General features: G+C 38.2%; 26 protein-coding genes. 10 read left to right on the top strand and 16 right to left on the bottom strand.

Annotated features, from left to right (window positions below; translation table 11 throughout):
• The first annotated feature begins 99 nt into the window (after positions 1–99).
• The gene (locus tag PL9631_RS07670) at positions 100–1,440 is read left to right on the top strand and encodes an NB-ARC domain-containing protein (RefSeq protein WP_083618660.1); all 1,341 of its coding nucleotides are present in this window, start codon (positions 100–102) and stop codon (positions 1,438–1,440) included.
• A gap of 7 nt (positions 1,441–1,447) precedes the next feature.
• Here PL9631_RS07670 and PL9631_RS07665 read toward each other — a convergent pair whose 3' ends face one another.
• Together PL9631_RS07665 and PL9631_RS07660 are read right to left on the bottom strand one after the other, a co-directional pair.
• Positions 1,448–1,789: a XisI protein gene (locus tag PL9631_RS07665; RefSeq protein ID WP_083618879.1), complete on the bottom strand. Its 342-nt coding sequence runs from the start codon at positions 1,787–1,789 to the stop codon at positions 1,448–1,450.
• 467 nt (positions 1,790–2,256) lie between these two features.
• Positions 2,257–2,814, bottom strand: a complete 558-nt coding sequence (locus tag PL9631_RS07660; protein ID WP_156090479.1) for a hypothetical protein — start codon at positions 2,812–2,814, stop codon at positions 2,257–2,259.
• Between the two features lie 188 nt (positions 2,815–3,002).
• Here PL9631_RS07660 and PL9631_RS07655 point away from each other — a divergent pair, with 188 nt between their 5' ends.
• The gene (locus PL9631_RS07655; protein ID WP_083618658.1) at positions 3,003–3,941 is read left to right on the top strand and encodes an NB-ARC domain-containing protein; all 939 of its coding nucleotides are present in this window, start codon (positions 3,003–3,005) and stop codon (positions 3,939–3,941) included.
• Positions 3,942–3,948: 7 nt separating this feature from the next.
• Here PL9631_RS07655 and PL9631_RS07650 read toward each other — a convergent pair whose 3' ends face one another.
• The 3 genes from PL9631_RS07650 to PL9631_RS07640 all read right to left on the bottom strand — a co-directional run bounded on the left by PL9631_RS07650 (position 3,949) and on the right by PL9631_RS07640 (position 6,403).
• Positions 3,949–4,290: a XisI protein gene (locus PL9631_RS07650; RefSeq protein WP_083618656.1), complete on the bottom strand. Its 342-nt coding sequence runs from the start codon at positions 4,288–4,290 to the stop codon at positions 3,949–3,951.
• 62 nt (positions 4,291–4,352) lie between these two features.
• Positions 4,353–4,733 carry a DUF4189 domain-containing protein gene (locus PL9631_RS07645; protein ID WP_083618654.1) on the bottom strand — a complete coding sequence of 127 codons (381 nt, stop codon included), beginning with the start codon at positions 4,731–4,733 and terminating at the stop codon, positions 4,353–4,355.
• Positions 4,730–6,403, bottom strand: coding sequence for a sensor histidine kinase (locus tag PL9631_RS07640; protein WP_083618652.1), 1,674 nt, complete (start codon positions 6,401–6,403; stop codon positions 4,730–4,732). The genes PL9631_RS07645 and PL9631_RS07640 overlap by 4 nt, the downstream gene beginning before the upstream one ends.
• A 303-nt stretch (positions 6,404–6,706) precedes the next feature.
• Between PL9631_RS07640 and PL9631_RS07635 the strand changes: the two genes are divergently transcribed.
• Entirely contained in the window at positions 6,707–8,107 is a 1,401-nt protein-coding gene (locus PL9631_RS07635) for a TldD/PmbA family protein (RefSeq protein ID WP_083618650.1), read from the top strand.
• 37 nt (positions 8,108–8,144) lie between these two features.
• Here the strand turns inward: PL9631_RS07635 and PL9631_RS07630 are convergent, their stop codons facing one another.
• Both PL9631_RS07630 and patX read right to left on the bottom strand, forming a co-directional pair.
• A complete protein-coding gene (locus PL9631_RS07630; RefSeq protein ID WP_156090478.1) occupies positions 8,145–8,381 on the bottom strand; it encodes a hypothetical protein in 237 nt (78 codons plus the stop codon).
• 194 nt (positions 8,382–8,575) lie between these two features.
• A complete protein-coding gene (gene patX / locus PL9631_RS07625) occupies positions 8,576–8,755 on the bottom strand; it encodes a heterocyst-inhibiting protein PatX (RefSeq protein ID WP_083618647.1) in 180 nt (59 codons plus the stop codon).
• A gap of 161 nt (positions 8,756–8,916) precedes the next feature.
• On the opposite strand from patX, the gene PL9631_RS07620 reads away from it, so the two are divergent.
• On the top strand, positions 8,917–9,198 hold the full coding sequence (locus PL9631_RS07620; RefSeq protein ID WP_083618646.1) for a DUF3288 family protein: 282 nt from the start codon (positions 8,917–8,919) through the stop codon (positions 9,196–9,198).
• A 190-nt stretch (positions 9,199–9,388) separates the two neighbouring features.
• Positions 9,389–9,613: a ferredoxin-thioredoxin reductase variable chain gene (locus tag PL9631_RS07615; protein WP_083618644.1), complete on the top strand. Its 225-nt coding sequence runs from the start codon at positions 9,389–9,391 to the stop codon at positions 9,611–9,613.
• Positions 9,614–9,665: 52 nt separating this feature from the next.
• Here PL9631_RS07615 and PL9631_RS07610 read toward each other — a convergent pair whose 3' ends face one another.
• The 4 genes from PL9631_RS07610 to PL9631_RS07595 form a co-directional block, all read right to left on the bottom strand.
• Positions 9,666–9,890, bottom strand: a complete 225-nt coding sequence (locus tag PL9631_RS07610) for a hypothetical protein (protein ID WP_083618642.1) — start codon at positions 9,888–9,890, stop codon at positions 9,666–9,668.
• A gap of 134 nt (positions 9,891–10,024) precedes the next feature.
• A complete protein-coding gene (locus PL9631_RS07605; protein WP_083618640.1) occupies positions 10,025–10,819 on the bottom strand; it encodes a YdcF family protein in 795 nt (264 codons plus the stop codon).
• Positions 10,820–11,017: 198 nt separating this feature from the next.
• Positions 11,018–11,341, bottom strand: coding sequence for a hypothetical protein (locus PL9631_RS07600; RefSeq protein WP_083618639.1), 324 nt, complete (start codon positions 11,339–11,341; stop codon positions 11,018–11,020).
• Positions 11,342–11,397: 56 nt separating this feature from the next.
• A complete protein-coding gene (locus tag PL9631_RS07595) occupies positions 11,398–12,288 on the bottom strand; it encodes a metal-dependent phosphohydrolase (protein WP_083618638.1) in 891 nt (296 codons plus the stop codon).
• Positions 12,289–12,732: 444 nt separating this feature from the next.
• Here PL9631_RS07595 and PL9631_RS07590 point away from each other — a divergent pair, with 444 nt between their 5' ends.
• A complete protein-coding gene (locus tag PL9631_RS07590; protein WP_083618636.1) occupies positions 12,733–14,688 on the top strand; it encodes an AAA-like domain-containing protein in 1,956 nt (651 codons plus the stop codon).
• Positions 14,689–14,705: 17 nt separating this feature from the next.
• The gene (locus tag PL9631_RS07585) at positions 14,706–18,212 is read left to right on the top strand and encodes a GAF domain-containing protein (protein ID WP_083618635.1); all 3,507 of its coding nucleotides are present in this window, start codon (positions 14,706–14,708) and stop codon (positions 18,210–18,212) included.
• A 113-nt stretch (positions 18,213–18,325) separates the two neighbouring features.
• Here the strand turns inward: PL9631_RS07585 and PL9631_RS07580 are convergent, their stop codons facing one another.
• Both PL9631_RS07580 and PL9631_RS07575 read right to left on the bottom strand, forming a co-directional pair.
• Complete coding sequence (locus PL9631_RS07580; RefSeq protein WP_083618632.1) at positions 18,326–18,640, bottom strand: hypothetical protein; 315 nt, start codon at positions 18,638–18,640, stop codon at positions 18,326–18,328.
• Between the two features lie 86 nt (positions 18,641–18,726).
• A complete protein-coding gene (locus PL9631_RS07575) occupies positions 18,727–19,860 on the bottom strand; it encodes a peptidylprolyl isomerase (protein ID WP_083618630.1) in 1,134 nt (377 codons plus the stop codon).
• 132 nt (positions 19,861–19,992) lie between these two features.
• Between PL9631_RS07575 and efp the strand changes: the two genes are divergently transcribed.
• Both efp and accB read left to right on the top strand, forming a co-directional pair.
• Positions 19,993–20,550 (top strand): elongation factor P, encoded by a 558-nt coding sequence (gene efp / locus PL9631_RS07570; protein ID WP_083618628.1) that lies wholly within the window; start codon positions 19,993–19,995, stop codon positions 20,548–20,550.
• Between the two features lie 118 nt (positions 20,551–20,668).
• Positions 20,669–21,208, top strand: a complete 540-nt coding sequence (gene accB, locus PL9631_RS07565) for an acetyl-CoA carboxylase biotin carboxyl carrier protein (RefSeq protein WP_083618626.1) — start codon at positions 20,669–20,671, stop codon at positions 21,206–21,208.
• 68 nt (positions 21,209–21,276) lie between these two features.
• Here the strand turns inward: accB and PL9631_RS07560 are convergent, their stop codons facing one another.
• On the bottom strand, positions 21,277–21,891 hold the full coding sequence (locus PL9631_RS07560; RefSeq protein ID WP_083618624.1) for a GerMN domain-containing protein: 615 nt from the start codon (positions 21,889–21,891) through the stop codon (positions 21,277–21,279).
• Between the two features lie 209 nt (positions 21,892–22,100).
• The gene (locus PL9631_RS07555; protein ID WP_083618622.1) at positions 22,101–22,283 is read right to left on the bottom strand and encodes a CsbD family protein; all 183 of its coding nucleotides are present in this window, start codon (positions 22,281–22,283) and stop codon (positions 22,101–22,103) included.
• 433 nt (positions 22,284–22,716) lie between these two features.
• Between PL9631_RS07555 and PL9631_RS07550 the strand changes: the two genes are divergently transcribed.
• Entirely contained in the window at positions 22,717–23,574 is an 858-nt protein-coding gene (locus tag PL9631_RS07550) for a calcium-binding protein (RefSeq protein ID WP_083618620.1), read from the top strand.
• A 160-nt stretch (positions 23,575–23,734) separates the two neighbouring features.
• Here the strand turns inward: PL9631_RS07550 and PL9631_RS07545 are convergent, their stop codons facing one another.
• A complete protein-coding gene (locus PL9631_RS07545) occupies positions 23,735–24,940 on the bottom strand; it encodes a class I SAM-dependent methyltransferase (RefSeq protein ID WP_083618618.1) in 1,206 nt (401 codons plus the stop codon).
• Between the last annotated feature and the right edge of the window lie 115 nt (positions 24,941–25,055).

Genomic DNA, 25,055 nt, shown 5'->3' with positions numbered 1-25,055 from the left:
CTTTTGTTAAAAAAATCTAAAGACAATATCGTAAAATATCGTAAAAAGTCCTATTAAATTAAGCTATAATCCTGAAAATCCCTACTCTATCTAATTTATATGACTATTACAGAAATTTTACAAATCGCTGATCGCTTAGTTTTCTCACAAACGGGAAAACACTTAGATGATCTTCAAGAAACGGTGATTAAGGGAGTATGGCAAGGTCAAACCTATCAAGTAATAGCAGATGAATGCCAGTATAGTGAAAGTAGAGTTAGGGATGTGGGTTATAAATTATGGGAAATTCTATCTGCACAATTAGGAGAACATATTAATAAGTGTAATTTTCGCTCTACCTTTGAAAGATTAGACTTAGCATTATCACAATTTATTGATATACAAAATAGTAATGATTTTAGATTTTGTTCATATCCGCACCAATCTCTTAATAATGATCAAAAAGTTCAAAGTAATCAGCAACACCCCTATTGTAATTTAAAAGAAGCCCCTAGAATCAACCACTGTTACGGACGAGAAAACCAATTATCAACTCTCTCCCACTGGCTAGAAGACCGTAATACTAACCTAATATCAATTTTAGGAATAGCAGGTATTGGTAAAAGTACATTAGTACGATACTTTCTTGATCTTAATACTCAACCTTTTGATGTAATCATTTGGAAAAATCTTAAATTATCTCAATCTTTTAATTTTAATATTACTGAAATTTTAACTAATATTCACGCTAATAATACTGAAAATATTTTCAATAAATTTATGAATTTACTACATAAAAAACAATGTTTAATTATTTTTGATAATATAGAGGAAATTTTTATACCTGAACAATTAGCAGGAATATATAAACCTGAATATCAAGATTATCAAAAGATTTTCACCATGATTACCCAAACTGAACATCAAAGCAAAGTAATTTTAGTTAGTCAAGAAAAATGTACTGAAATGCACTGTTTAGACAAACAACTATATCCGATTAAATACTTAGAATTATCAGGTTTAGATGATATTAAAATTTTAGATAATACAGGTTTAAATAATCAAGATAGTTGGTTAAAATTAATTCGGCTTTATGAAGGTAATCCGACTTACTTAAAAAATATTGTTAGTTTAATTCAAGATGTTTATGATGGTGAAGTAGCTGATTTTTTAGAAGAAAATAGCTTAATTATTACTCAAACTATGGAATCTCATTTTAATGATTTATTTAATAGGCTATCATCAATCGAACAGCAAATTATTTTAGAATTGAGTAAATCAGATCAACTGATATCAAGAGAAGATTTAAAACAAAAACTACCTTTATCTTCAGTAGATTTTGTTAAGGGTTTACAATCTTTACAGCAACGGTATTTAGTAACAAAAATCAAAGAAGAAAAAGTTATGTTTAAATTGTCTCCATTTTTTCGGGAATATGTGAAAAATCGCTGTAAAGATTGATGGTAATTTAAGCAATAGCAAACTCAGTTAATTTACGAGTTTCAGGATCATAAAAAGCTAATACAATATCCTCTTTCGGTACACCTTCGGTTAATAACTCATTAGCAATACCTTCCTCTGTCCAATCTTCCTCAATATAAATTTTCTCATTTTTAATGCGGATATGAACTTGAATATTTCTAATTTTTTTCTTGCCTTCCCAACCCATAAATAGCCAAAAATATTGATCATGTATCTCATCAAAAACTAGACAACTTTCTTGATCTAAATTTGCTGAACCTGAAACCCATTCATGATATTCTGTTAATACCTTTTTAATAGAATTACGGTATTTTTCTAATTGAGCCATTGTAAAATTTCCTCCTTGTAATTTTTTAGTTGAGTAGGTGAGCAATAAAGACCCCGCAATAATAATACTAACCAAAAATACCTTGTAATAAGCGATCGCATCTCAATCTACCATCCCCAAAAAGCGATCGCACCACTAACTCCCCTCCCAAAAAGTGATCGCACCCCAAACTTCCCTCTAAAAAAGCGATCGCATCTCAACTCACTTTTAAAAAAGCGATCACACCTCAAACTCCCCACATTCTCAAGCGCGCACCGCTACGCGGATCTCTGCGAGATCGCATGACCAACTCCCCTATCATCAGTTTTTTGACTCAATTGCTACTTAGTACGACCATTCTGAATTATAAATAGAGGGCTACCCTGAAAATTCGGATCGTAATCTGAGATTGTGCCTAAATTATTTCACAAAACCTGATGAGCTAGGTTTATCTTCTAAGCACAAGCCCCAGCTATCTCCAAATAAGTTTAGTTTTTGCTAAGTTCAACTACCGCACTAAAATTTGTGGGAATATCGCAACGACCGTCTGTACCTGTATAGACTGCTCTTGCTGTGTTATTGCTTCTTTGAGTCAGAATTCCACTCATCATTGTGGTACAACCATTTGAACGGTTTGTTCTCTTTGTGGTTATATTCCAAATAACTTCTCCCCCATTTCTAGAAACTAAAGTACCCTTTGTTAAATGAGTAAAATATTGATTTTCATTATTATCATCTGCAGAGAAAGCTGAATTGTTACTAGCTGTGACTCTTAAAACTCCCCATATATTTATGCCACGATAAATCCCCGATATACTAGGAGAAGAACGGTTACACTGTGGACATCCAACCTCTGATTCTGCTTGTGCTAGGTTTCCACTAGGGAGATGAATATGAGGACAAAGCTCTTCTTTACTTCCCCATGGCGTTCTAACAGGACACTTAATGTCAGCGAGTACCCTTTCTGATAATAAAGCCGATGTGATAGATAAACCAGCTAAAAAGAGAGAACCAACTAATAAATTTGCTAATCGTTTAGATTTCACCACGTTAACCGCCTATATTTTGTAAATTACCTATATTATCTCAATAAACAAAGCTACTTGCCATCCTAAAAAGCCCTATTAAATCGTGTTTTTTGTTAAAATAATCTAAAGACAATATCGTAAAATATCGTGAAACGTCCTATTAAATTAGGCTATAATCCTGAAAACCCTTGCTCTATCTACTTTGCATGACTATTACAGAAATTTTACAAATAGCCGACTACTTAATTTTATCACAAACGGGAAAACACCTAGATAATCTTCAAGAAACGGTGATTAAGGGAGTATGGCAAGGTCAAACCTATCAAGCAATAGCAGATGAATGTCAGCATAGTGAAAGTAGAGTTAGGGATGTAGGTTATAAATTATGGGAAATTCTATCTGCACAATTAGGAGAAGATATTAATAAATCTAATTTTCGCTCTACCTTTGAAAGATTAGACTTAACATCATCACAATTTATTAATATACAAAATAGTAATGATTTTAGATTTTGTTCATATCCCAACCAATCTCTTAATAATGATAGACAAGCTCAAAGTAATCAGCAACAACCCTATTGTAATTTAAAACAAGCCACAAAAATCACTCATTGTTACGGACGACAAAACGAACTTTTAACCATCTCCAAATGGTTAGAAAACCCTAATATTAACTTAATTTCAGTTTTAGGAATTGCAGGTATTGGTAAAAGTACATTAGTACGATACTTTCTTGATTTGAATACTCAACCTTTTGATGTAATCATCTGGAAAAATCTTAAATTATCTCAATCTTTTAACTTTAATATTACTGAAATTTTAACTGATATTATTCACGCTAATAATAGTGAAAATATTTTTAATAAATTTATGAATTTACTAAATAAAAAACGATGTTTGATTATTCTTGATAATATAGAGGAAATCTTTATACCTCAACAATTAGCAGGAATGTATAAACCTGAATATAAAGATTATCAAAAACTTTTCACCATGATTACCGAAACTGAACATCAAAGCAAGGTGATTTTAATTAGTCAAGAAAAATGTGCTGAAATGCAATGTTTAGATCAGCAATTATATCCGATTAAATCTTTAGAATTATCAGGTTTAGATGATAATATTTCAATTTTAGACAATAATTGATAGTAATTTAAGCAATAGCAAACTCAGTTAATTTTCGAGTTTCAGGATAATGAAACGCTAAAACAATATCGGATTTAGGTACACCTTCGGTTAATAACTCATTAGCAATGCCTTCCTCTGTCCAATCTTCCTCAATATAAATTTTCTCATTTTTAATGCGGATATGAACATGAGTATTATTAATTCTCTTTTGATTAACCCAATCTACAGACATCCATAAATAATGATCATGAGTTTCATCAAAAACTAAACAAGTTTCATATTTTTTCTTAGATGAACGATTAGCAAGATAATCATGTTCTGTTAATATCTTTTTAATAGTTTGACGATAATTAGTTAATTTATCCATTGTAAAATTTCCTCCTTTTCCATATCAACAACAATTAACAATAATTGATTTAATTGAACTGATTATCGGGTTGTACAAGCCCAGGTTTCAATTTTGCAAGTCCCGGTACCACATTCAATTAGAGCATTAGCTTGGGCTTGTTCAGGAGTGATCGCCCAACCCCACCCGATAATTCCTTCTGGATTCTTAGCAACTGCACCACAGGCATTTTTAAACCAAACCTGGACTTTACAATCGGATTTAGCACATTCTTTCAAAGCCTTTTGTTCAGCTTCTTTTCGAGTCGGATAATCGTAACCATAACCCCAACCTCCCGATATTGAGGTGGCGATCGCTCCATAACGATCGGGTTGAGCTAGGGCGACCCCGGCCATTAAACTTTCAAGCACGAGAACAGAAGCACTAACTAATAGAAAATGTTGTTTTATCCAATTTTTATTCATTCGGTTTCCGAGGTATTTTGTAAGGGTAAATAAATCGTCATTATGTTCCTTTGTTGCGGGCGCTGTTTAATTACCAGTTTCCCACCTAACGCATGAAATAGATTTTTTGTCACCGCCATATTTAGGCTTAAACTTCCCGTTTCCGGTTGGAACATTAATAAAGGCCCTATTGATTTTAATGGAGATTGGGGAGACACGGCAAAGGGGGAATTAACTTCTTTTCCGGGTTGGGATTCTAATTGTAACTTTAATTGATGTCCTGCTAATCTCACGCCGACTTTAATATGGCTACCACAGGGAAGACTGCGGGTAAAATTATCAATAACTCCAGTTAAGACTTGATCAAGCATAGTCGGATCGCTGATTACCGTTGGTAGTTTATGCGGCAAAATTACCTCTAAGGTTTGGTTACGCTGACTGGCTTTTTTTTGCCATTGAGATAAACTACTTTGAAACACATCTCCTAATGACATTGCCGTTAATGGTAGGGATTTCTCCTCACTATTTCCTCGACTATTTTGTCGGCTTTGTTCTATTTCTAATTCAACAGCCCGGAAAATTAAGTTAAACCGATCAATTTGGGTAGTACATTCTTGATCAATCATTTCTAAACGTTTATGAATTACTTCGGCTGGTAAATTTGGCCGTTTTAATAGTAACCGTGTTAAGGTGCGAATTGTGGCTAAGGGTGTCCGAACTTCATGGGCGATCGCTTGTAATAATTCGACTTCTGCCGTTTGTATGGGGTTGTCGGGAATAGTTGTTTCTAGCCCGGAAGCATAAAGTTTTGGACTCTTATTTTTATCTGAATTAGATACTTTTTTGACGGCAATTTCAACGGTTTTTAACTGAGTAGTTAAGGGTGCAATTTCTGGGGTTTTTTCTACTTCTAAGGATATATTATTTAATAATAAACGACTAAATTGCATTACGGTTTTATAATTAGGTTCAATTGGGATAAACTGAGCAATACTCTCCTCTAATTTAATTTTTTGTCTGGCTACTTCCATTTTTAAATCAAGGTTTGCTGTGGATTTAATTAATTCCATGCGATCGCGCAATATTAATAATGATTTTTCCACAATATCAGGATCAAAAGAAAATAGAAAAGCCGGACTTCCAGTTAAATCCTGACCCAATACCATCACTAAACTAAACTGACTTGTTAAAACTAAACAAAACTGTTCTTTAACTAAAGGATCTTTTCCGTGTAAGGGACAGGCTTTTGTTTCAGGCATAGAGTTATAAAATTCCTCCGATGCCGGAAGTAAGGCTTTAGGATGGCGTAATTTTAAAACTAATTCATCCCCTAATTTTGACAGGTCATGGGTAAAAATTTGAGTAGCAAAATGAATCGCTAAGTGGGGATGAATTAAAACTGGAACTGGCCCGGAAATAATTAATCCTAGATGGAATAATGGATCGGAACTTGAAATAGAATTTTCTGCTAATATATTAATATTGGATTGGAGTTCTTCTAATAAAAAATTCATAGACTTAACTCCACTATACCATTCTTTTTCTGCCTTTAAAAATTGTTTGACTTCGGAAGAAAGATTAGAATTAATTTCTGAATGATACAAGGATTTAGACGAATAGGAATAACCTAATTTATGGGTTTCATCTTCCGCCAAAATCTGACTGAGCGTTGGTAATAATATTTGGTTCATCATCATCCCCCTAAAACGAATTATATAATTTAGCAATAACTTTTAGAAATAAATCAAGTCTCACTCCCCGACAAACGCGGTTTGTTATGCCTTCACCATAGCGACATTTGCCCAATTCGTATATTGGTAGAACCGAACCCCCTAGGGGTGAAGTTTCCCCCGTAAGGGGGCGAGGGGCAGGGGGAGCAGGGGAGGTAGGGGGACTATTCTGGAGCGGTAATATATCAAAACCTGAATATCTCCAGAGTCAATATCCGCTCTCTGAGGCAAAATAGGGAAATACAGTCAACCTTGCTGACCATTATGCCTAGTTTGCTTGCCGATGTGAAGAATCTGTTAGCGGATTTGATGGGGCGTTACCAGTCCCAAGTAGATTACTTAGCAATTCGTCTGGAGGAAGCCGAAGAAACCGATATATTATTACGAGGAGAGCGAATTGAAACCTTGAGTGAAGGACTTTCCATCGGCGGTCAAGTTCGGGCTTGCTATCGAGGGGGATGGGGTTTTTCTAGTTTTAATCGCCTTTCAACCCTAGAAGATCGCATTAGTGAAGCGATCACGGCCGCCAAACTTATTGGTACGGAAGAAACTATTCTGGCTCCGATTCCTATTATTCAAGATAGCTGTAACCTACCCTTAACGGGAACCGATCCCCGTCAAATTTCTCTGGCGCAAAAAAAAGAATTATGCGATCGCTACGGCCAAATTCTTCGCGGTGTTGACCCCTGTATTGCCACAATTTCCGTCCGCTACAATGACAGTACCCAAAGAATGATTCTGATCACCTCAGAAGGGACTCTGTTAGAACAATCTTGGGTCGATATGGAAATGCGCTTTGCAGCCACGGCCAGAAATGGGGAAACCGTACAAACGGGACGAGAAACCACAGGCTCCCGTAAAGCCTATGAAGACCTGACAAATCTCGATCAGCAGGTTCGTAGTGCGGCGGGGCGGGCGGTTAACTCCCTGGCCCTTCCCCCCGTGAAAGGCAATGTTTATACCGTTGTCATTGACCCCATTTTGTCGGGTTTATTTGTCCATGAAGCCTTTGGTCATTTGTCTGAAGCGGATATGACCTATGAAAATCCCGACTTATTAGAAGTTATGACCTTGGGCCGTCAATTTGGCCCCAAAAATCTACAAATCTTTGATGGTGCAGTTCCCGGGGGACATCGGGGAAGCTATAGCTATGATGATGAAGGAACTCCGGCGACTACCACCCAACTGATCCAAGATGGGGCTTTAGTCGGTCGCCTTCATTCCCGTGAAACCGCAGGTAAATTAGGGGAAATTCCTACGGGAAATGCTCGTTGTTTGAATTATCATTTTCCCCCTTTAGTCAGGATGACAAATACTTGGATCGAACGGGGTGATACTTCCGTTGAAGACTTATTTAGTGATATTAAAGAAGGGGTTTATGCTCGTAATTGGTTAGGGGGAATGACCAATGGTGAAATGTTTACCTTCACTGCGGGAGAAGCCTGGATGATTAGAAATGGCAAACTAGAAGAACCTGTTAGAGATGTGACGTTATCGGGAAATGTCTTTACCACCCTAGCAGATATTGAAGCTATTGGTAATGACTTTTATTGGGATGAATCGGGGGGGTGTGGAAAGGGGGGACAAAATGGTTTACCCGTGGGCTGCGGAGGCCCTAGTTTACGGCTTCGCAATGTCGTTGTCGGAGGAGAAGCAATAGAATAGAAAAACCACAACCAGATTAATTCATTTTCATCGGTGATTAGTTTTCTCGTCGTCCATCACCGCGTTTAGGAGCAATATCCTCGGTATTTTTATCGTCGTGGTCGTGATTGGCAATTTCTATTTGATCCGAGTTCAGAGACACAAGGAATTCTCTGGACTCGAAGGACTGAATTTCTTGTAAATCACGCTGTTGTGTTGTTTGAGGTTGGGGGTCAAAACTCTGATGCAAACCCACGAGCGGAAGGATGACTAAGACTGTAAGAAGGTTAAACATTTTGAGTTCAGAGATTAGGATAACTAGCTGTAAATACCAGTGTTTTAATTCCTGATCCGGATCGTTAATTAAATCCTGATCGATCATCCCCTGATCAAAGATAAAAAAATGGAGTAAGTCTCAGATACTAAAAAACCTATCGGGATTATCCTCTTGGTTTTTAACTCACTCCTCCCTATTTCTAATCATGATCATTAACGTCCACTTCCCCGATGAGGAATGCCTTGTGTATCAAATTCCGTACTGGTTTGAGTCACAATAAAAGCCACTTTTTCACCTTTTGAAACTGAGGTATAGTTAACAGGATTAAGATATTGACGAGTCATGGCAGCGACTAACAAAGTAGATAATAAAATAGTGCTGTAGATTCGCATAAGAGTTGTCCGTATTAGAGTGTCCATTCTCTAATACAAGTGGGATGAAATTGATCCGGTAAAAAAGATAAACTTTTGCGGGATTGCTTTTGAGTCTTCTAATAGTGTTAAATTAAAGAGATAAATCTTGTGATTAGGAATTGGGTAAGCGATCGCTAGTTATGACAACTCAAGAACAAAAACATCCTCAATACAATACTGACCGAAAGATCGTTCTTGGCCTTTTAGAGCAAGAAGCAACGGACTATAATCTCGTAGAATTAGCCCGTCTAAAAATTCGCTATCGGGGTTTTCCTGGTGCAAAAGATATTCAAAGCAATTTAGAAAGAATCTCAGAAATTTGGGGATATACCGACGACACTTTATTTGAAAAAACTCGCGAAATTCACGCCACTGGTCAAATTTATCGAGGCAAAAAAAACGATCAAGAAGATTGGATTTGAAGGGTGTATGCTTTATTCTTCACTGTCAAGATCGGACTCTCCGCCTAAATCCCAATCAAAATTTTCTTGGCTTGCTGGGAGTTTTGTGGCGATTTTGTGCAAAGATAGAAAGACTGTCTGATCAGATTACCAGTAACACTTACAGGTACTCTTACCGGGGAGTTAGAGAGGAAATACTAGGTTAAAATTTATGAAGGCTGGCGATCGCGTTTCTGTTAAAACATCTGTTGTCGTTTATGTCCATCCCGAACACCGAAACCAGGAGTTCGATGCTAAGGGATTGGAAGGAAATGTTGTATCTGTTATTACCGATTGGCAGGGAAGACCCCTTAGCCCGAATTTGCCAATTGTTGTGGATTTTGGGAATAAGTTCAAGGCCCATTTTCGAGAAGATGAGTTAGAATTGATACAATAGTTTGAGAAGACAGGAGACCGGAGAATTTTGATCCATAATTTCTCCCTGTCTCCTATTTTTTACCTAAAAACCAACCGAGAATATTAATATCCCTTCGCATTTTTTCCAGTTCTTGACGGTGGCGTGCTGCTGTCTGATAATACCAGGAACAATATTGAGCAAATTCATCCCGATATTCAACTTCTTGGTGAAATTCACGGGTAAGTTGATGGACTTGGAGCGCTTCTACCACAGCCTGATCGGGTTGTTTAACCGTCTGTTCCCATTCAAATGGCATGATCACACAATCCTAGATTAAGGAATGCTTTTACCTTAACACAGTTATCAGTCATCAGTGTAAGAGTTGATTTATTACCCCTTCCCTATTCATAATTCGTAATTCGTAATTCGTAATTCGTAATTCGTAATTCCCTATAACCAACCTCGAAACCGATAAACCCCTAATCCAATATATTCTTTTAAAGCTTGGGTAGTTTGATGTAGGGAGAGGGTATCGGGTATCCAACTGAGTAAAATTCCTTGCCAAGTTTTTTGAGCTTGATTAATTTCAGAAGGAATCATTAGAAAATCCGTAGGTGCTGGTATAACATCGATTCCTAGACGCTTAAAAATTAATAGCGATCGCGGAGTATGTAAAGCAGAAGTAACTAATAAAATCGGCCCTTGAATCTTATTTTCTTTTAAAATACTCTGCACATTCACCGCATTTTCATAGGTATTTAATGAAGTCGGATCTTGTAAAATTGCGGAGGAAGGAACACCCATTACTTCGGCAATTTTAGCCATATCTTGAGATTCGGGATCACCCCCGCCTTGCCAATTAATTCTACCCCCACTTAATATTAACCAAGGGGCTTTTTTCTGACGATGTAATAATGATCCATATAAAATGCGATCGCCCGCTTCCGAGACATCCACCCAAGGACGCGGGGGTAAAGCGGGTTTAGTCCCACCTCCTAAAACAACAATCGCCGCAGCATTAGGAATTTCAGTCTTGGGAATATTTTGAGATTCCAGAGATCCGACTAATAACTGAGCTACTCCTCGACTACTTGCTAATAATAAAATTACTAGGGCGCAACTGATCACGGCTCCTGTCCATCGAGGATATTTCCACAGGGTAAATAGAGCTACAAACATTAATAAACAACTTAATCCCAAGGGGTAAATAAATAAAGGTAAAAGTTTAGATAAAAATAGAAACATAGTATTTTTTTTAGTAGAGCGAGAATGGGTAACTGTAATTTATTTCTAGGTTTGTATGATAAAATTAACAATAATTGTAATTTCTGATTGTAGATAAGTAAATAATTTATTCAACATTTTATTAATTAACTTCAGGCATGAGATCAACCCATTACCCTGTTACTGAGCGAAGTCGAAGTATTACCCATTACCCATTATTCAGCTTTTATTTCGTTTGAAAATCCAACCTAAAATGGTTGTAGCTTCGGTGGGACGCCGATTCAATTTAGATGGAGGGGGTAAGAGCTTGGATTTAGTTAGAATATCAGAAAGATTATCGGTGATGGCTTCAATTTCAAAAGTCTCCGTTGATTCTGGTTTCTGATCTATTTGCCACCATTTAACTAAACACCCTACACACCATCCCGAGATAATTCCTAACTGTACACTGGTCAGTACCACATCTCCTACAGCCAGAAAACAGACGGTAAAAAATAATCCCGTTCCCAATCCTGCACGCAATACTGTCGATGATTTTAACATATATTTTTTCAGTTGATATAGTTTCCTTCCTGGCTTAGAGGTCAGATTTCATGATTTTAAGCAATGGAAGAACTTTGAGGAGGAATAGGGCAATAATTAATGGGTTTATCTTCGGGATACTTTGTGGCAAATTCAACATTTTGATACAAGTGACTGATCATTTGGTTTCCCTCTATAGTAAAACTTAAATAATGCAACCCCGTTTGAATATATTGGGCTACAATATTTTTAAAGAAATTCGGATAGGCTTGTCTAATATGATCAGGATGGTGATAGCCAAACTGTCGATTTGATCCGGTTTCTTCAAACTCTTGAAATAAATCGGGCATTTTATGGAGATATTTGGGATCAGCTAATTGACCAATTAAATCCGCCGCCCGAATTAAACCCGGATAATCACTGGTATCACGATGTTCTTCATCATTAGGAACAGGGAAACGAGTTAACTCAATATAGTGTTGAATTGTGTTAGTATTAACCAAGGGATTACCCTCAAAATATTCTCCAATAAACTGTTTTCCTCGATCAACATGATAGGGTGTTAAACTAGCATCGGTTGTGTCAGGTGGAAGTTGAATCACTTCTCTATTTTTTCCCGTCGTATAGATTCTGTCTTCAATTTTATCGTCACGACAAATGCTTTTAACATAGCCAATATCGTGACAAAGTAAAGCAATAATAGTATGGAGCCACTCTTGAGGAAAAACATTTTTTTCACTCAGATATTTTCCCCGCAAAATTGCTTGTCCAGTTAAAGTGACTAAAATGGTATGTTCTACGTTGTGGTAGGGTGCATCACTTTGTAAAATTCGATGCAAAGTAAAGTTCGCTACTTCAACTATCAAGTCTGCATAGTCAAGTTGTTGCTGGCCATAAACTTGATAGTAACCTCTGTATAAACGATGAATGCAGTCTTGAATCATCAGAGTTTGAGTTCGGTGGCACATATAGAGGGTTTTCCTTAAAGATAGAGGGGATTTTCCATTCAATTGTGATCAAGAATGGATTTACTTATATCTTGATTCAATTTGAACCGAATGAAAACCAGAAAAGCTCATTAGTTTTGCCAAATTTTTACCGACCTGTAAAATTCCCCCAGGCTAAATTGATATTTTATCCTAAATTCTCTGCTTAAAACCTCATAAAACCTCAGAAATATTCAGGAATTACCAAGATTTGATTGACTTTTATCACAATTCTCTATCCACTTTCAGTGATTTCACTCACACCGGGATCAAAATCAATACTTATAATTAAAATGTACCTGTTCCTAAAGGGTATAATGGTCACGGATGGGAGAGGTTTGTGCAAAAATCTTGATTAAAATTGTAACATCATCAGTTTGATCACAGTATTTTTTATGAATAAACTAAATATATTAGAACTAGACTATGGATGCTAAAGCAGCATTAGAATGGATTGATCAATTGATTTTTGAACATCAGGGTAAGCATTTCAATGATTTAGAAAGGGAGGTTTTTATTGGCTCTTGGGAAGGAAAAAGTTACCATGAAATTTATCCTTTAAATCCTAGCTATATTGAAAAATATGTGGGCTATAAACTTTGGCAGAAAATCTCTCAAACTTTTGGAGAAAAAGTCACAAAAAAAACGATTAGAGGCGCAGTGGCACGCTATCAAAACCAAGATGATTGTATTCAGTTGAGTCAAATTCCTGGGGAACTACTGCAACTCTCTCCCCATTCTTATCGAGTATTTATCAGTCACGGAAATACTGAGTTAAATATTAATTTTGCACAGCAGTTAGAAGCGATTTTAATTCAAGTTGGACATCATGTATTTTCAGCCGCTTGGGAAGTCACCCGCTCTCAAATTAATCAACAGGAAACAGATTTTTTAGCTGAAATTGATACAGAATTAAAACATTGTGACTATTTTATTTTACTGTTATCCCCTCAATCAACCCTTAGTGAAATGGTGATTGAAGAATTGCGTCAAATCCGAGAATTACAAGATACTCATTCTCACCGTTTACCAATAATTATTCCAATTTGGGTGAATTGTCCGGCAAATTTACCCTTAAATCATGATCTAAGAAGTTATTTATTGGGAACTGTTCAACGCACCTGGACAGGTCAACAAGATACGACTTTAATTATACAAGAAATTCTGGGTTTTTTGCAAGAATCTATTCCCGAATCTTCGCCCCAAAATTTACAGTTAAATTGGGATGAATCTGAACTCGAAGAACATCCGAATTTAGCAATAGAATCCCATCAACTATCCTCGGTTTTTTCCCTTGCAATTAAACCCATTTATTCCTCGGAAATTCCCTCTCCCCTTCCCGTAGCAGAACCGGAATTACCCAGTGGACAAGTCCGTTTAGAATCGGTTTTTTATATTAAACGGGTTCCCCATGAAGATCAATGTTATCACGAAATGACCCATCCGGGGGCATTAATTCGTTTAAAAGCACCCCGTCAGATGGGAAAAACTTCACTGATGGCGCGAATTTTAGAACAAGGACGGGAACAGGGTTATCGCACGGTTCCTTTAAGTTTTCAACACGCGGATAAATCAATTTTTACTAACTTAAATCATCTGTTACAATGGTTATGTTCTAAGGTAACTCGTAAATTAAAATTAGCCCATCACGTTCCTGATTATTGGAGTGATACATTTGGGAGTAAAGATAATTGTACAGCTTATTTTGAGGATTATTTATTATCAGAAAGTGATACTCCTTTAGTCCTAGGATTAGATGAAGTAGATCGAGTGTTTCAATATCCAAATATTGCCGATGATTTCTTTAGTTTACTCCGAGCTTGGTATGAAGAAGCTAACTATGGAGGAGGAGATAGTGAACTCTGGGCAAAACTGCGATTAGTAATTGTTCATTCCACAGAAGTTTATATTCCTTTAGACATTAATCAATCTCCATTTAATGTCGGTTTACCGATTGAATTAACCGAATTTACCGCAACTCAAGTTAACGAGTTAGCACACCGACATGGATTAAATTGGGGAGATATTGAAGTCGAAACTTTAATGAGAATAGTGGGTGGACATCCCTATTTAGTTCGAGTAGCACTTTATCATCTAGTTCAATATTCCATGAGTTTAGAACAATTCGCAGAAATAGCACCAACAGAAGCCGGAATTTATGGCGACCATCTCCGCCGACATTTATGGAATTTACAACAACATCCTGAATTAGCTGAATCTTTTTATCAGGTGGTTTGTTCTCCTCAACCTGTGGAATTAGAATCAATTTTAGCGTTTAAATTACATAGTTTAGGTTTAGTTCATTTGCAAGGAAATGAAGTCACTCCTCGCTTTGAACTTTATCAAAACTATTTTGGTCATCGTTTAATGAGTAAAACCTAATAATTAACCTAAATTATATGAATTTAACCTCTATTCCAACCTATCATTATAAAGTCGGTGGACATCTATCTTTAGATACTCCTAGTTATGTAATTCGACAAGCCGACAGGGACTTATATGAAGCCTTAAAAGCGGGAGAATTTTGTTATGTTTTGAATGCGCGTCAAATGGGAAAAACCAGTTTACGAGTCAGAACTTTACATCAACTACAAGATGAAGGTTTTGCTTGTGCGGCGGTAGATTTAACAAAAATTGGTTCCCAAGATATTACACCCGATCAATGGTATGCGGGAATTATGAGGCGTTTAGTCACCAGTTTTCGGCTTCCCATTCATTTAAAAGCTTGGTTACAAGAACGAGAATTTTTACCCCCCATTCAACGGTTAAGCGAGTTAATTGAACAGGTATTATTAGACTGTATTCAACAACCGATTATTATTTTTATTGATGAAGTTGATAGTATTCTTAGCCTAAATTTTTGTGTGGATGATTTCTTTGCATTTATTAGAACTTGTGACGAATATCCCTTATTAACTTTTGCCTTATTAGGGGTCGCCACACCCAATGATTTAATGCAGGATAAAAGCTGTAACCCTTTTAATATCGGTCGTCCCATTCAACTGAATGGATTTTGTTATCAAGAAGTGCAACCCTTAATTAATGGATTAATCGGGAAAATTAGTCAGCCTGAATTAGTCCTAAAAACTATTTTAGACTGGACAGGAGGACAACCTTTTTTAACTCAAAAACTCTGTTATCTAATTCATCAAAAAGTGATTGAAAATACTCAATATTTGGATATTCCTAGTTCTCAAGTGCAGAGTTGGGTTGAACAGTTAATCCATACCCGTTTTATTGAAAATTGGGAATCTCAAGATGAACCTCCCCATTTAAAAACCATTCGAGATCGGATTCTAAAAGCCGATAATCGGATTACATCTCGCTTAACTTTATATCAAAATATTTTGCGAAAAGGTAGTATTCCTACGGATATTACTGTGGAACAAATGGAACTGCGATTATCGGGATTAGTGGTTAAACAGGGAACCGATTTAAAAGTCTATAACCGAATTTATGAAACGGTTTTTAACGAAAATTGGTTACAAAAAACCCTAGCGAGTCAAGAACCAAGTTTTAATCAAATTATTGCGGAAAAAGAACAAAAACTCCTGTCCATGTTGCGAGAAATGGAAGGGAAAGAATTTGATGATATTTTAAGTGAAATTTTAGGTTCAATTGCCTTAAAACTGGTAGAATTAATGTGTGTGGATCGGATGACGATTTATTTTATTGATAAAGATAAAAACGAAATTTGGTCAATTAGTACCCGATTCACCGGAAATCAAACCACAAAAATTTCAATTTTAGCTAATAATCAAACCGCCGGACGAGTTACGATTTATAAAAAAGCGATTCCCACGACTTCAGATTATTCTGCGGATTGGTATTCGATTTTTGCCCAAACCCAAAATCCTAGAATTGGGTATCAAATTTATAATCAGTTAACCCTTCCTCTGGGAGAAGATCATCAAACAATTTTTGCTTTTGTTCATTTAGTGAATAAACTTAAAAAAAATCATTTTTCCGCCGATTCTTTTCAAGATAAAATTGATAAAGCTGGATTTACTGAAATCGAACCTCAGCAATTTTCACAATATGCCCCCGGTTTACAACGCATTTTGACAAGCTGTTATGAAAGTTATAAACTAACCCAAAAAATACAAGCATCTGAAGCCTTAACAGAAGCCACTAGAACAGTTCATCAAAGTAGTTTAGACTGTGAAGAAATTATTCAACGGGTGATGAAAGCTGCTAAAAAATTGATGAATGCGGATCGAAGTACCCTATGGTTATTAGATAAAATTACCCAGGAACTTTGGACACAAATTCCCTTTGAAGACGGATCTATTCGAGAACTGCGATTAAAAATCGGACAAGGATTTGCGGGAAAAGTTGCAGAAACGGGAAATACTTTAAATATTCCCTTTGATTTATATGCTCATCCTGATTCGGAAATATCGCAAAAAACCGATCAAAAAACCGGATATCGTACCTGTAGTTTATTGTGTATGCCTGTTTGGAATCCCGATGGTGAATTAATTGGTGTAACTCAATTAATTAATAGGCGCAAACAGGGTGAATTTCCCGAATATGAACCCGATGATTGGCCGACAGCACCGGAATGTTTTGAAGCAAGTTTTGATGCTAATAGTCAAAAATATATGCAGATTTTTAATTCCCAAGTCGGGGTGGCTTTATATAATGCCAGACAATATGAAGCGATGAAACAACACGCCGAAAATACTCCCCAAGGCGTGATTAGCCAAACCTTAGCCATGTTAAATCAAGTTATGGATGGACAGGGGTTTGATGAAATTTTAGATGCCACATTACGGTCAATTACCTTGAAAACCGGAAAGTTATTAAATGCAGATCGCACAACTATTTTTATGTTAGATGAAGAACGGAATGAATTTTGGTCAATGATTGCTGAAAGTGAAGAAAATTGTCCTTTAGAAATTCGAGTTCCGGCCGATAAAGGGATTGTGGGAGAAGTCGCTAGATTAAAAAAAGTCGTGAATATTCCCTATGATTTTTATGATGATCCTAGATCAAAAACTGCTCAAGAACAGGATCAGAAAAATGGTTATCGAACTTATTCAATGTTGGCTTTTCCGTTATTAAATGAACAGGGGATTTTAGTGACGGTTGTGCAAGCGATTAATAAGTTAAAATCAGGATGCGATCGCAGTCTTCCCTTATCAGAAAAAATCGATCATCAAGGATTTACCAGTGATGATGAACAACAATTTTTAGAAAATGCTCCCTTAATTCGGATGATTTTAGAAAGTTTTTGTTCCTATCATAAAACCGCCAGAGGACAAAGAGTTGCAGCCGCTCTAATGGCCGCGACTCGTTCTGTGAGCCAAAGTAGTTTAGAACTTGATGAAATTCTCAAACGAGTTATGGCTGCCGCCAAGGATTTAATGATGGCAGATCGCAGTACATTATGGTTATTAGATCGGCAAAATAATCAACTTTGGACTAAAATTACTTTTAATGATGGTTCCGAGCATGAAATTAGAATTCAAGTGGGTCAAGGGTATGCGGGAAAAGTTGCGGAAATGGGAGTTTCTTTAAATATTCCCTTTGATTTATATGATTATCCTGACTCGGAAACGGCTAAAAAAACCGATCAGAAAACGGGATATCGTACCTGTAGTTTATTGTGTATGCCTGTTTGGAACCCCGATGGTGAGTTAATTGGTGTGACTCAATTAGTTAATAAAAAGAAACCCGTTGAAGATGATGATCAAGTATTAAGTTATGATACGGAAGTTCCCGAAGCATTTCGAGTCAGTTTTGATAGTAATGATCAGAAATATATGCAAGTTTTTAATAATCAAGTTGGGGTAATATTACAAAATGCTGAACTTTTAGCAGCCGTCAAACACCAGGAAAAAAGTTTCCGCGAAAAATTCAATCAAGATAATAGGGAACAGGGAACAGGGAACAGGGAATAGGGAATTACGAATTACGAATTACGAATGGGGAATAGAAAGAGTTTACCTCCCCTGCCTCCCCTGCGGCCACTGAGCCTGTCGAAGTGCCCCCTGCTCCTCTGCTTCGTCTACCCTTACCATTCCCGCTCTAAACGCGGGGGTAAACGCAATTTGGGAAACTGATAAAAGGTGTTTCCTTCATCATCAATTTCAGGGAATGCTAAAAAGACTTGAACTTGATGATCTAAATATTTTTGGGCGACTTCGGGGCTAACTCCGGCTAAAGCTGATAGTTGAATCAGAGATACTTTACCTCCTTGGGCTGCAACTAATCGATAAAATGCTGAATCTAATTGACGTTGTTGTTCTCGATTATTGCCTAAATTTACAATTAATAAAGTTACTAATACACCCAAACCAGCAATGGAAATTAACTCTAGGATAGCCATAATTAATAAACAATAAATTAAACAAAAAATGAGGTTAACAATTAACAGTTTATCGGTTCTGTTAATTGTTAATAATTTACCCGAAATTAAGAGGGTTGCACAAGATTATCAGCCCCTCGAATTACTTTTGCCGATTCAATTACATCTCCTTTCCGCAGTTCTTCTAAAACTTCTTTTCCTTCGGTGACATAGCCAAAGACAGCATAACGACCATCTAATAAATTAAGTCCAGCCGGAGTTAATTCCGGTTCAAATAGGAAGAAGAAAACTTGAGAAGATCCGCCGTCGGGAATGGCTTCTGGACGGGCTAAGGCTAAAGTTCCAAAAGCAGAAAAGGGTAAAACCGGATGATCTTGATAACGACCGATTTCTTCAAAGGTGGTATTATAAATGGGTGCTTGATCTCCCTGGGCTAAAATTTCTAAAGGAATCCCCCGATATTTTCCGGTTTTAGGATCAATAAAACCATCGTCCGCTCCTTCAGGATCTCCGACTTGCAGAGCATAGGATTCTTCTGAACGAATGAATTTTAAGCCATCATAAAATCCCCGTTGCACTAAATCAACAAAATTACCCGCCGTCACCGGGGCACTATAACCATCCACAACAACAGTTAAGTTACCTTTGTTAGTTTTGATTTCAATGGTAGCCCGACCTTTCAATTGTGGCAAATTAGAATATTCGGCGGGAACTTCAAAGGGAAATTCCTTAACCATTAATTCTTCTAATGTGCCAATATTATCTAATATTTTACCCCGGGTTAATAGCAGGTTTTCCACGCTTTTAGCTTCAACTGCTGCCCGCAAGCTATCAATATTTTGTTTAATTTGTGCAACTAAAACTTGAGCTTGGGGTTGGCGTTCTTCGGGAATATTGGCTAATAATTCTGCCTCTTTGGTGGTCAAAACCCGAGAAGCGGTGGTGATATTGCCGTTAATATTACTCCAGCGTTTTCCCCGCAGTTGGGACTGAATCCCTTCTAAACTCGCTTGAATTTTTCTCGCGGCTTCGTTATCAATGGGCAGAGCATAGCGTAAGAGGGCTTGACCATCGGTGATAGCGTTTCCTTGAGGTAGGATACTTTCGCGTTTTGGGGAACTGTCACCCTCCCACCAGGCGGCACTCAGACCTACGGATAAGGTAAATAGCAGCACAGCCACTAAACCCGTTCTCAACCAATGTTTATAGGTGTTTCTCATGGAATTGGACAAATGCAACATAAATCTTAACTTTTGTTCTCTATACTGATCTTGCCACTATTTAGCCCGTTGGCACGGGAAAAAAATTAATCCTCTGTTCCCCATTCCGGGGTACAATAGGATGCCGATTATTCTGCCCAGGTATTAGTTTGCATGATTTCCAGTAACGACTTTCGCACAGGTGTCACGATTGTATTAGATGGTTCAGTCTGGCGTGTAATAGAATTTCTGCACGTTAAGCCCGGAAAAGGTTCTGCTTTTGTGCGAACAAAGCTCAAAAATTCACAGACAGGCAGTGTAGTAGAACGCACTTTCAGGGCGGGAGAGACTGTTCCTCAAGCGACTCTGGAAAAAAGCGAAATGCAACATACCTATAAAGAAGGGGAAGACTTCGTTTTTATGGATATGGAAACCTATGAAGAGGCCCGTTTGAAGGAATCTGAGATTGGCGATCGGGTTAAATACCTCAAACATGACATGACCGTTAACGTGGTTCGTTGGGGAGAGCAGGTTCTGGAAGTAGAACTCCCGAACTCTGTCACCTTAGAAGTGGTCGAAACCGATCCCGGAGTCAAAGGAGATACCGCCACAGGGGGGACAAAACCCGCTATTGTGGAAACAGGTGCTCAAGTGATGGTTCCCTTATTTATTACTAAGGGGGAACGGATTCGGATTGATACCCGTACCGATAGCTACCAAGGTCGAGAATAAAAACTCGCCGAACTATGATTTCATATTTTAGCGGTTTAGGCTGTTGGGCGATGGGTTAAACACACACCCAACGGACTGAATCAAGATAGACTGCAAATTTAGGGGAGACATACCAACTGTGCAACTAGATTTGAACCAGCTTCGTGAATTGCTGGCTGATCTCGATAAAACTAACATTTCAGAGCTAACACTCAAAAGCGCAGATTTTGAACTGACTGTTCGTAAAGAAGTTTCGCCCGGATCTCAAACTTTGTCCCCGGTTGAAACCCTGTTAACTGCTGCGGGGGTTGGTTCACAGTTGGTGTCGTCTCCGGTGATACCCACTGCGGTTGTCGCTCCAGTTGGGGGAACTCTGACTACAGAGACCCCAGCAACGCCGTCGGCACCGACTCCTCCACCCCTTTCGCCGGAATCGAAGTGGGTCGAAATTACTTCCCCCATGGTGGGAACCTTCTATCGTTCTCCCGCCCCGGATGAACCGCCATTTGTGGCAATTGGCGATCGCATTTCTACGGGTCAGAGCGTTTGCATTATTGAAGCCATGAAGTTGATGAATGAAATTGAAGCCGAATTTTCTGGCCAGGTAATGGAAATTTTAATTCAAAATGGTTCTCCCGTTGAATATGGCCAGCCATTAATTAAAATTAAACCCGATTAAATCCCCGGGTCTATTGGCCAGCCATAGCCACCGAGATCAAAAATCAACCTAGGTATTTTCAAATCTCCTTAAAACTGAAATTCCTGATCAAAAGTTGAGCGAGTGATCGGTTGGGGAATTTCTAAGCCTTCTCCCCCCAATACTGTTAAAGGTTTCCCGGCAACGGATAGCCAAACTTTGCCATTGGGGTTAAGCGTCGTAGAGGTATAAACGATTTGTCCTAGGCGTCCGATCATGGATGCACTACCTCCCCCTTGGGTGAAGTCCGGGGATAGGTCTACATAAATGTCATCGTTGTTGGTGGTTAAGTTCAGGAGTTTTGTTCCTTTGGGAATTTCACTCAATTGATTTGGGTCGGAAGCCCCGGCAAATAATTGATCCAGGGCGATATTTAAAAATACCGTTGGGTCGTTTTGGGCTTGAATTTTTATCGGTTGGGAAACAATTGCAAATTGACCGTTTTTATCTTCTACCCAATAGAGGTTTAGGATTTTCTCAACGGTTGGCGATGGCGAGGGGGTGGGCAGTGGTAAAGTTGGGGTTGGGGAGGAAACAACCGGTTCTTTGGGAGAACGGGAGCTTAATGTCCACCAGCTTAACCCCGCACCCACAGCAATTAAGCAGGCGGCAATTCCTGCCATAATTCCAACGGGAATAACACGAGTCTTTTGGGGATCTTCCATTGATTTTAAATTTTATGTTTCATAGCAACTGAAATGCTGATCAAGGTCTAACACAGAAAAACCTGACTAGGAATACACCAAGCCAGCCTCAAAGATAATATACTATAATTGCCCTGAAAATATTGATATCAAAAATATCCAATTTACTAACCCGTAGTCAGTGCAATATTTAATAGACTGACTACAGATTAATGACTACTGATCACTGATTAGTCAATAGCTTTTTTAGTTGCATCCTTCACATCTTCAACCGTATGACGGACTTTTGCTTCGGCTTGCTTGGCTTGTCCTTCCGCTTGAGTTTGGGGATCTCCAGTCACATCTCCCACTGCTTCTTGAACTTTACCTTCAATATTTTTAGCGGTTGCTTTAACGCGATTTTCTAAACTCATGATATTCTCCGTATTGGCTTGATTCTGGTTAAATAAACCGAATTGAGCTACACTGATTTTTTTACAGTTTGCTTCAGTTATCTATACAAATGATAATAGTAAACATAGGGAAAAGAGTCTTCCCTTAGACAGATATTGATTAAACAAAATAAAATTTTATCAATGAGTTCGGATCAAGATTTTAGCTTTTCAGGATTCTCCTATTTTCCTAAAGGTTAAGTTAAGAAAATATAATAATTATCAGTATTTATAATTATTCGACTAAAATATGAAGGTATCCATCAGAAATTTGACCGTTGTTCAGACCGGACGAGGCAGTGTAACTCTTGGTTTCAAAGATTTTTCAAATTTTGTTTGAATTGTAATCCCTCATTCGATCAATTCAAACCTTGAACTGCGCGTGTTTCATGAATCATCAAGGTATTGTGCAATCATGAAAAATCAATCAGAATTTAATCTCATATTAGGAACCCATTCTTCTGATCTGATTGACGGCACATCGGGTCAGGACAAGATTTTTGGACGTGATGGTGATGATGATATTCGTCCTGGCGAGGGAAACGATATCGTCCATGGTGGTAGAGGAAACGATCTGATTTTCGGTGGTGGCTCCACTGATGCTGAGGACAATGATACTCTGTCTGGCGAACAGGGTGACGACCGAATTTTTGCACAAAATGGAGACGATCAGATTTTTGGTGGTATCGGTAACGATAGTCTCGGTGGAGACCTGGGGAATGATCTCCTTGAGGGTGACTCTGGCAACGATACCCTCGATGGTGGTAGTGGCAATGATTATTTGAGAGGTGGCCCGGGGGATGATCTTCTACTGGGCAATGGTGGTGTTCAAGGTGTACCATCCATCACTTCTCCATCCAATGATATCCTAGTAGGAGGGGCAGGCAATGATACCCTAGACGGTGTATTTGATCTCGTCACGGGTTCCTCATCGGGAACAGATGAAATAGATGTCCTGATTGGAGGAGGAGGGAAAGATACTTTCATCTTGGGCAAAAACCGGGTGTATTACGACGATGGGGATTTATCGTCTGCTGGACTCAAGGATTATGCACTGATTAAAGATTTTCAAAAACATCAAGACACGATTCAATTATTTGGCAATTCTAATGACTATGTTTTAGGGGTATCTCCTTTACATACTTCTGACACAGGCATTTTCCGAGACACCAATCAGAATAATATCTTTGACGCTGAGGATGGCTTGATTGGCGTTGTCTCGGGCGTGAAAAATTTACGCTTATCAGAGAGTTATTTTAACTATATGAGTTAGTTGTGAATAATACTCTGTTCCCCACCTGATTTATAGCAGTTGCCATAACGCTTAGGACTTATATTCAGTGTCTTCCCAGGGGAATGAAAAGTCTATATTTTGTCCTAATAGTCCTGTCAGTTACTATAAATCAGGTTGGGAAACTCTTGTAAAATTGGGGTTAATTTGGAGATGGGGATAACAAAATTAATTGTCGATTAATTAGCGATCGCACCCCCGCTAAATCAAGAGATACTTGAGTTAAAATTTCCCCGACTGTTCGAGGAGATTCTGAACTGAGATCACAGGCTTTCAGAAACTCAAATTCAGCGTCAGATAAACTGACAATTTGATAATTATAGTCAAATAAATTCTGACTCGGCCAGCCATTCATACAAGGACTACGTTCAGGAATAGCCGCTAATAATGCCTGATCACTTAACCAATTATTCCTGGGTAAAGGCGAACGTCCGAGGAAAAATTCATAGTGACTCATCTCAGGATCGAGAAGTTCAATTAAACGATAGCGTTGGCGATCGCTCAATTGACTAGCCCTTTCCACCAACTCCGGTGAATCCCCAATTAATCGCTCCAAATTCCAATAATTCGGATTAGAAAAACCCAGAAATTCTAAACCAGAAGCATCAATTAACTCAAACAAATTGTTAATATCGTAGTCAATTTCTTGAGGATGAACATACATATCAGCAAAACATTCATCTCGCTGATTTTCTAGTCCCCAACGTTTGGATTCATAACTGACTAATCGATTGGTTTCCGGTAAAGCTTCAAAAATCTGACGGCCAATTTTTACCCCGTCTTTATAATCCCCTTGTTTTTCACCTTGTAAAAGGGCGATCGCTTTTTGCATCAACTGAATTTCCCAGCGTCCCAATTCAGCATAGACAAAAATGTGCATTAACCCTCCGGGGGCCAACTTTAACGCCAAGGTTTGAATTCCGCGAATTGGATCGGGTAAATGGTGCAAAACACCCACACAGTTAATAAAATCGAACTGTCCGGCCAACTGTCCCGCATCATAGAGACTCAAACAGCGAAATTCTGGGGAGGGAGTGCCGGGGGTAGAAATTCCAGACCGACGACAGCGTTCTATGGCTGTTTGGATCGCCCCTTCACTCAGGTCAATCCCGAGAACCGATGCTTCTGGGTTGAGTTGAATTAAATACTCCGTACTCGAACCCGTGCCACAACCAGCATCTAAAATAGAGATAGCTTGGTTTTGGGGTTTCTGACCCGTACAAAAACTATAGGCCACGGGCCAAGACCATCGCCAGTTATACCCGGGGGGCGGTTCATCCAGCAGGGGGTCAGGGGGAAAGGGATAGATGTCATAAAGCCGTTTAACCGCAGAACTCACTTCTTCCATCGTTGTAACCGATTAAAAATTTAGGGATTGATTGCTGTACAGTAGATCAAGAGATCAAAGTTTACTTTGGGTTGAGGGTCAACTGCCAACGGTCAAAAGTGACTACGCCCCCAAC

It is taken from the genome of Planktothrix paucivesiculata PCC 9631 (genome assembly GCF_900009265.2).
In the GTDB taxonomy this organism is placed as follows: domain Bacteria; phylum Cyanobacteriota; class Cyanobacteriia; order Cyanobacteriales; family Microcoleaceae; genus Planktothrix; species Planktothrix paucivesiculata.
The sequence above is the reverse complement of the archived record's forward strand: the minus strand, read 5'-3'. Positions and strand labels throughout refer to the sequence as shown.

Excerpts from the sequence above, each read along its gene's own strand:
- efp (WP_083618628.1), top strand. The coding sequence starts at position 19,993 with ATGATTTCCAGTAACGACTTTCGCACAGGTGTCACGATTGTATTAGAT.
- PL9631_RS07545 (WP_083618618.1), bottom strand. The coding sequence starts at position 24,940 with ATGGAAGAAGTGAGTTCTGCGGTTAAACGGCTTTATGACATCTATCCC.
- PL9631_RS07650 (WP_083618656.1), bottom strand. The coding sequence starts at position 4,290 with ATGGATAAATTAACTAATTATCGTCAAACTATTAAAAAGATATTAACA.
- PL9631_RS07635 (WP_083618650.1), top strand. The coding sequence starts at position 6,707 with ATGCCTAGTTTGCTTGCCGATGTGAAGAATCTGTTAGCGGATTTGATG.
- PL9631_RS07610 (WP_083618642.1), bottom strand. The coding sequence starts at position 9,890 with ATGCCATTTGAATGGGAACAGACGGTTAAACAACCCGATCAGGCTGTG.
- PL9631_RS07585 (WP_083618635.1), top strand. The coding sequence starts at position 14,706 with ATGAATTTAACCTCTATTCCAACCTATCATTATAAAGTCGGTGGACAT.
- PL9631_RS07615 (WP_083618644.1), top strand. The coding sequence starts at position 9,389 with ATGAAGGCTGGCGATCGCGTTTCTGTTAAAACATCTGTTGTCGTTTAT.
- PL9631_RS07560 (WP_083618624.1), bottom strand. The coding sequence starts at position 21,891 with ATGGAAGATCCCCAAAAGACTCGTGTTATTCCCGTTGGAATTATGGCA.
- PL9631_RS07550 (WP_083618620.1), top strand. The coding sequence starts at position 22,717 with ATGAAAAATCAATCAGAATTTAATCTCATATTAGGAACCCATTCTTCT.
- PL9631_RS07670 (WP_083618660.1), top strand. The coding sequence starts at position 100 with ATGACTATTACAGAAATTTTACAAATCGCTGATCGCTTAGTTTTCTCA.
- PL9631_RS07665 (WP_083618879.1), bottom strand. The coding sequence starts at position 1,789 with ATGGCTCAATTAGAAAAATACCGTAATTCTATTAAAAAGGTATTAACA.
- PL9631_RS07630 (WP_156090478.1), bottom strand. The coding sequence starts at position 8,381 with ATGTTTAACCTTCTTACAGTCTTAGTCATCCTTCCGCTCGTGGGTTTG.
- PL9631_RS07640 (WP_083618652.1), bottom strand. The coding sequence starts at position 6,403 with ATGAACCAAATATTATTACCAACGCTCAGTCAGATTTTGGCGGAAGAT.
- PL9631_RS07620 (WP_083618646.1), top strand. The coding sequence starts at position 8,917 with ATGACAACTCAAGAACAAAAACATCCTCAATACAATACTGACCGAAAG.
- PL9631_RS07645 (WP_083618654.1), bottom strand. The coding sequence starts at position 4,733 with ATGAATAAAAATTGGATAAAACAACATTTTCTATTAGTTAGTGCTTCT.
- PL9631_RS07580 (WP_083618632.1), bottom strand. The coding sequence starts at position 18,640 with ATGGCTATCCTAGAGTTAATTTCCATTGCTGGTTTGGGTGTATTAGTA.
- PL9631_RS07605 (WP_083618640.1), bottom strand. The coding sequence starts at position 10,819 with ATGTTTCTATTTTTATCTAAACTTTTACCTTTATTTATTTACCCCTTG.
- PL9631_RS07575 (WP_083618630.1), bottom strand. The coding sequence starts at position 19,860 with ATGTTGCATTTGTCCAATTCCATGAGAAACACCTATAAACATTGGTTG.
- PL9631_RS07655 (WP_083618658.1), top strand. The coding sequence starts at position 3,003 with ATGACTATTACAGAAATTTTACAAATAGCCGACTACTTAATTTTATCA.
- PL9631_RS07555 (WP_083618622.1), bottom strand. The coding sequence starts at position 22,283 with ATGAGTTTAGAAAATCGCGTTAAAGCAACCGCTAAAAATATTGAAGGT.
- PL9631_RS07600 (WP_083618639.1), bottom strand. The coding sequence starts at position 11,341 with ATGTTAAAATCATCGACAGTATTGCGTGCAGGATTGGGAACGGGATTA.
- PL9631_RS07590 (WP_083618636.1), top strand. The coding sequence starts at position 12,733 with ATGGATGCTAAAGCAGCATTAGAATGGATTGATCAATTGATTTTTGAA.
- patX (WP_083618647.1), bottom strand. The coding sequence starts at position 8,755 with ATGCGAATCTACAGCACTATTTTATTATCTACTTTGTTAGTCGCTGCC.
- PL9631_RS07595 (WP_083618638.1), bottom strand. The coding sequence starts at position 12,288 with ATGTGCCACCGAACTCAAACTCTGATGATTCAAGACTGCATTCATCGT.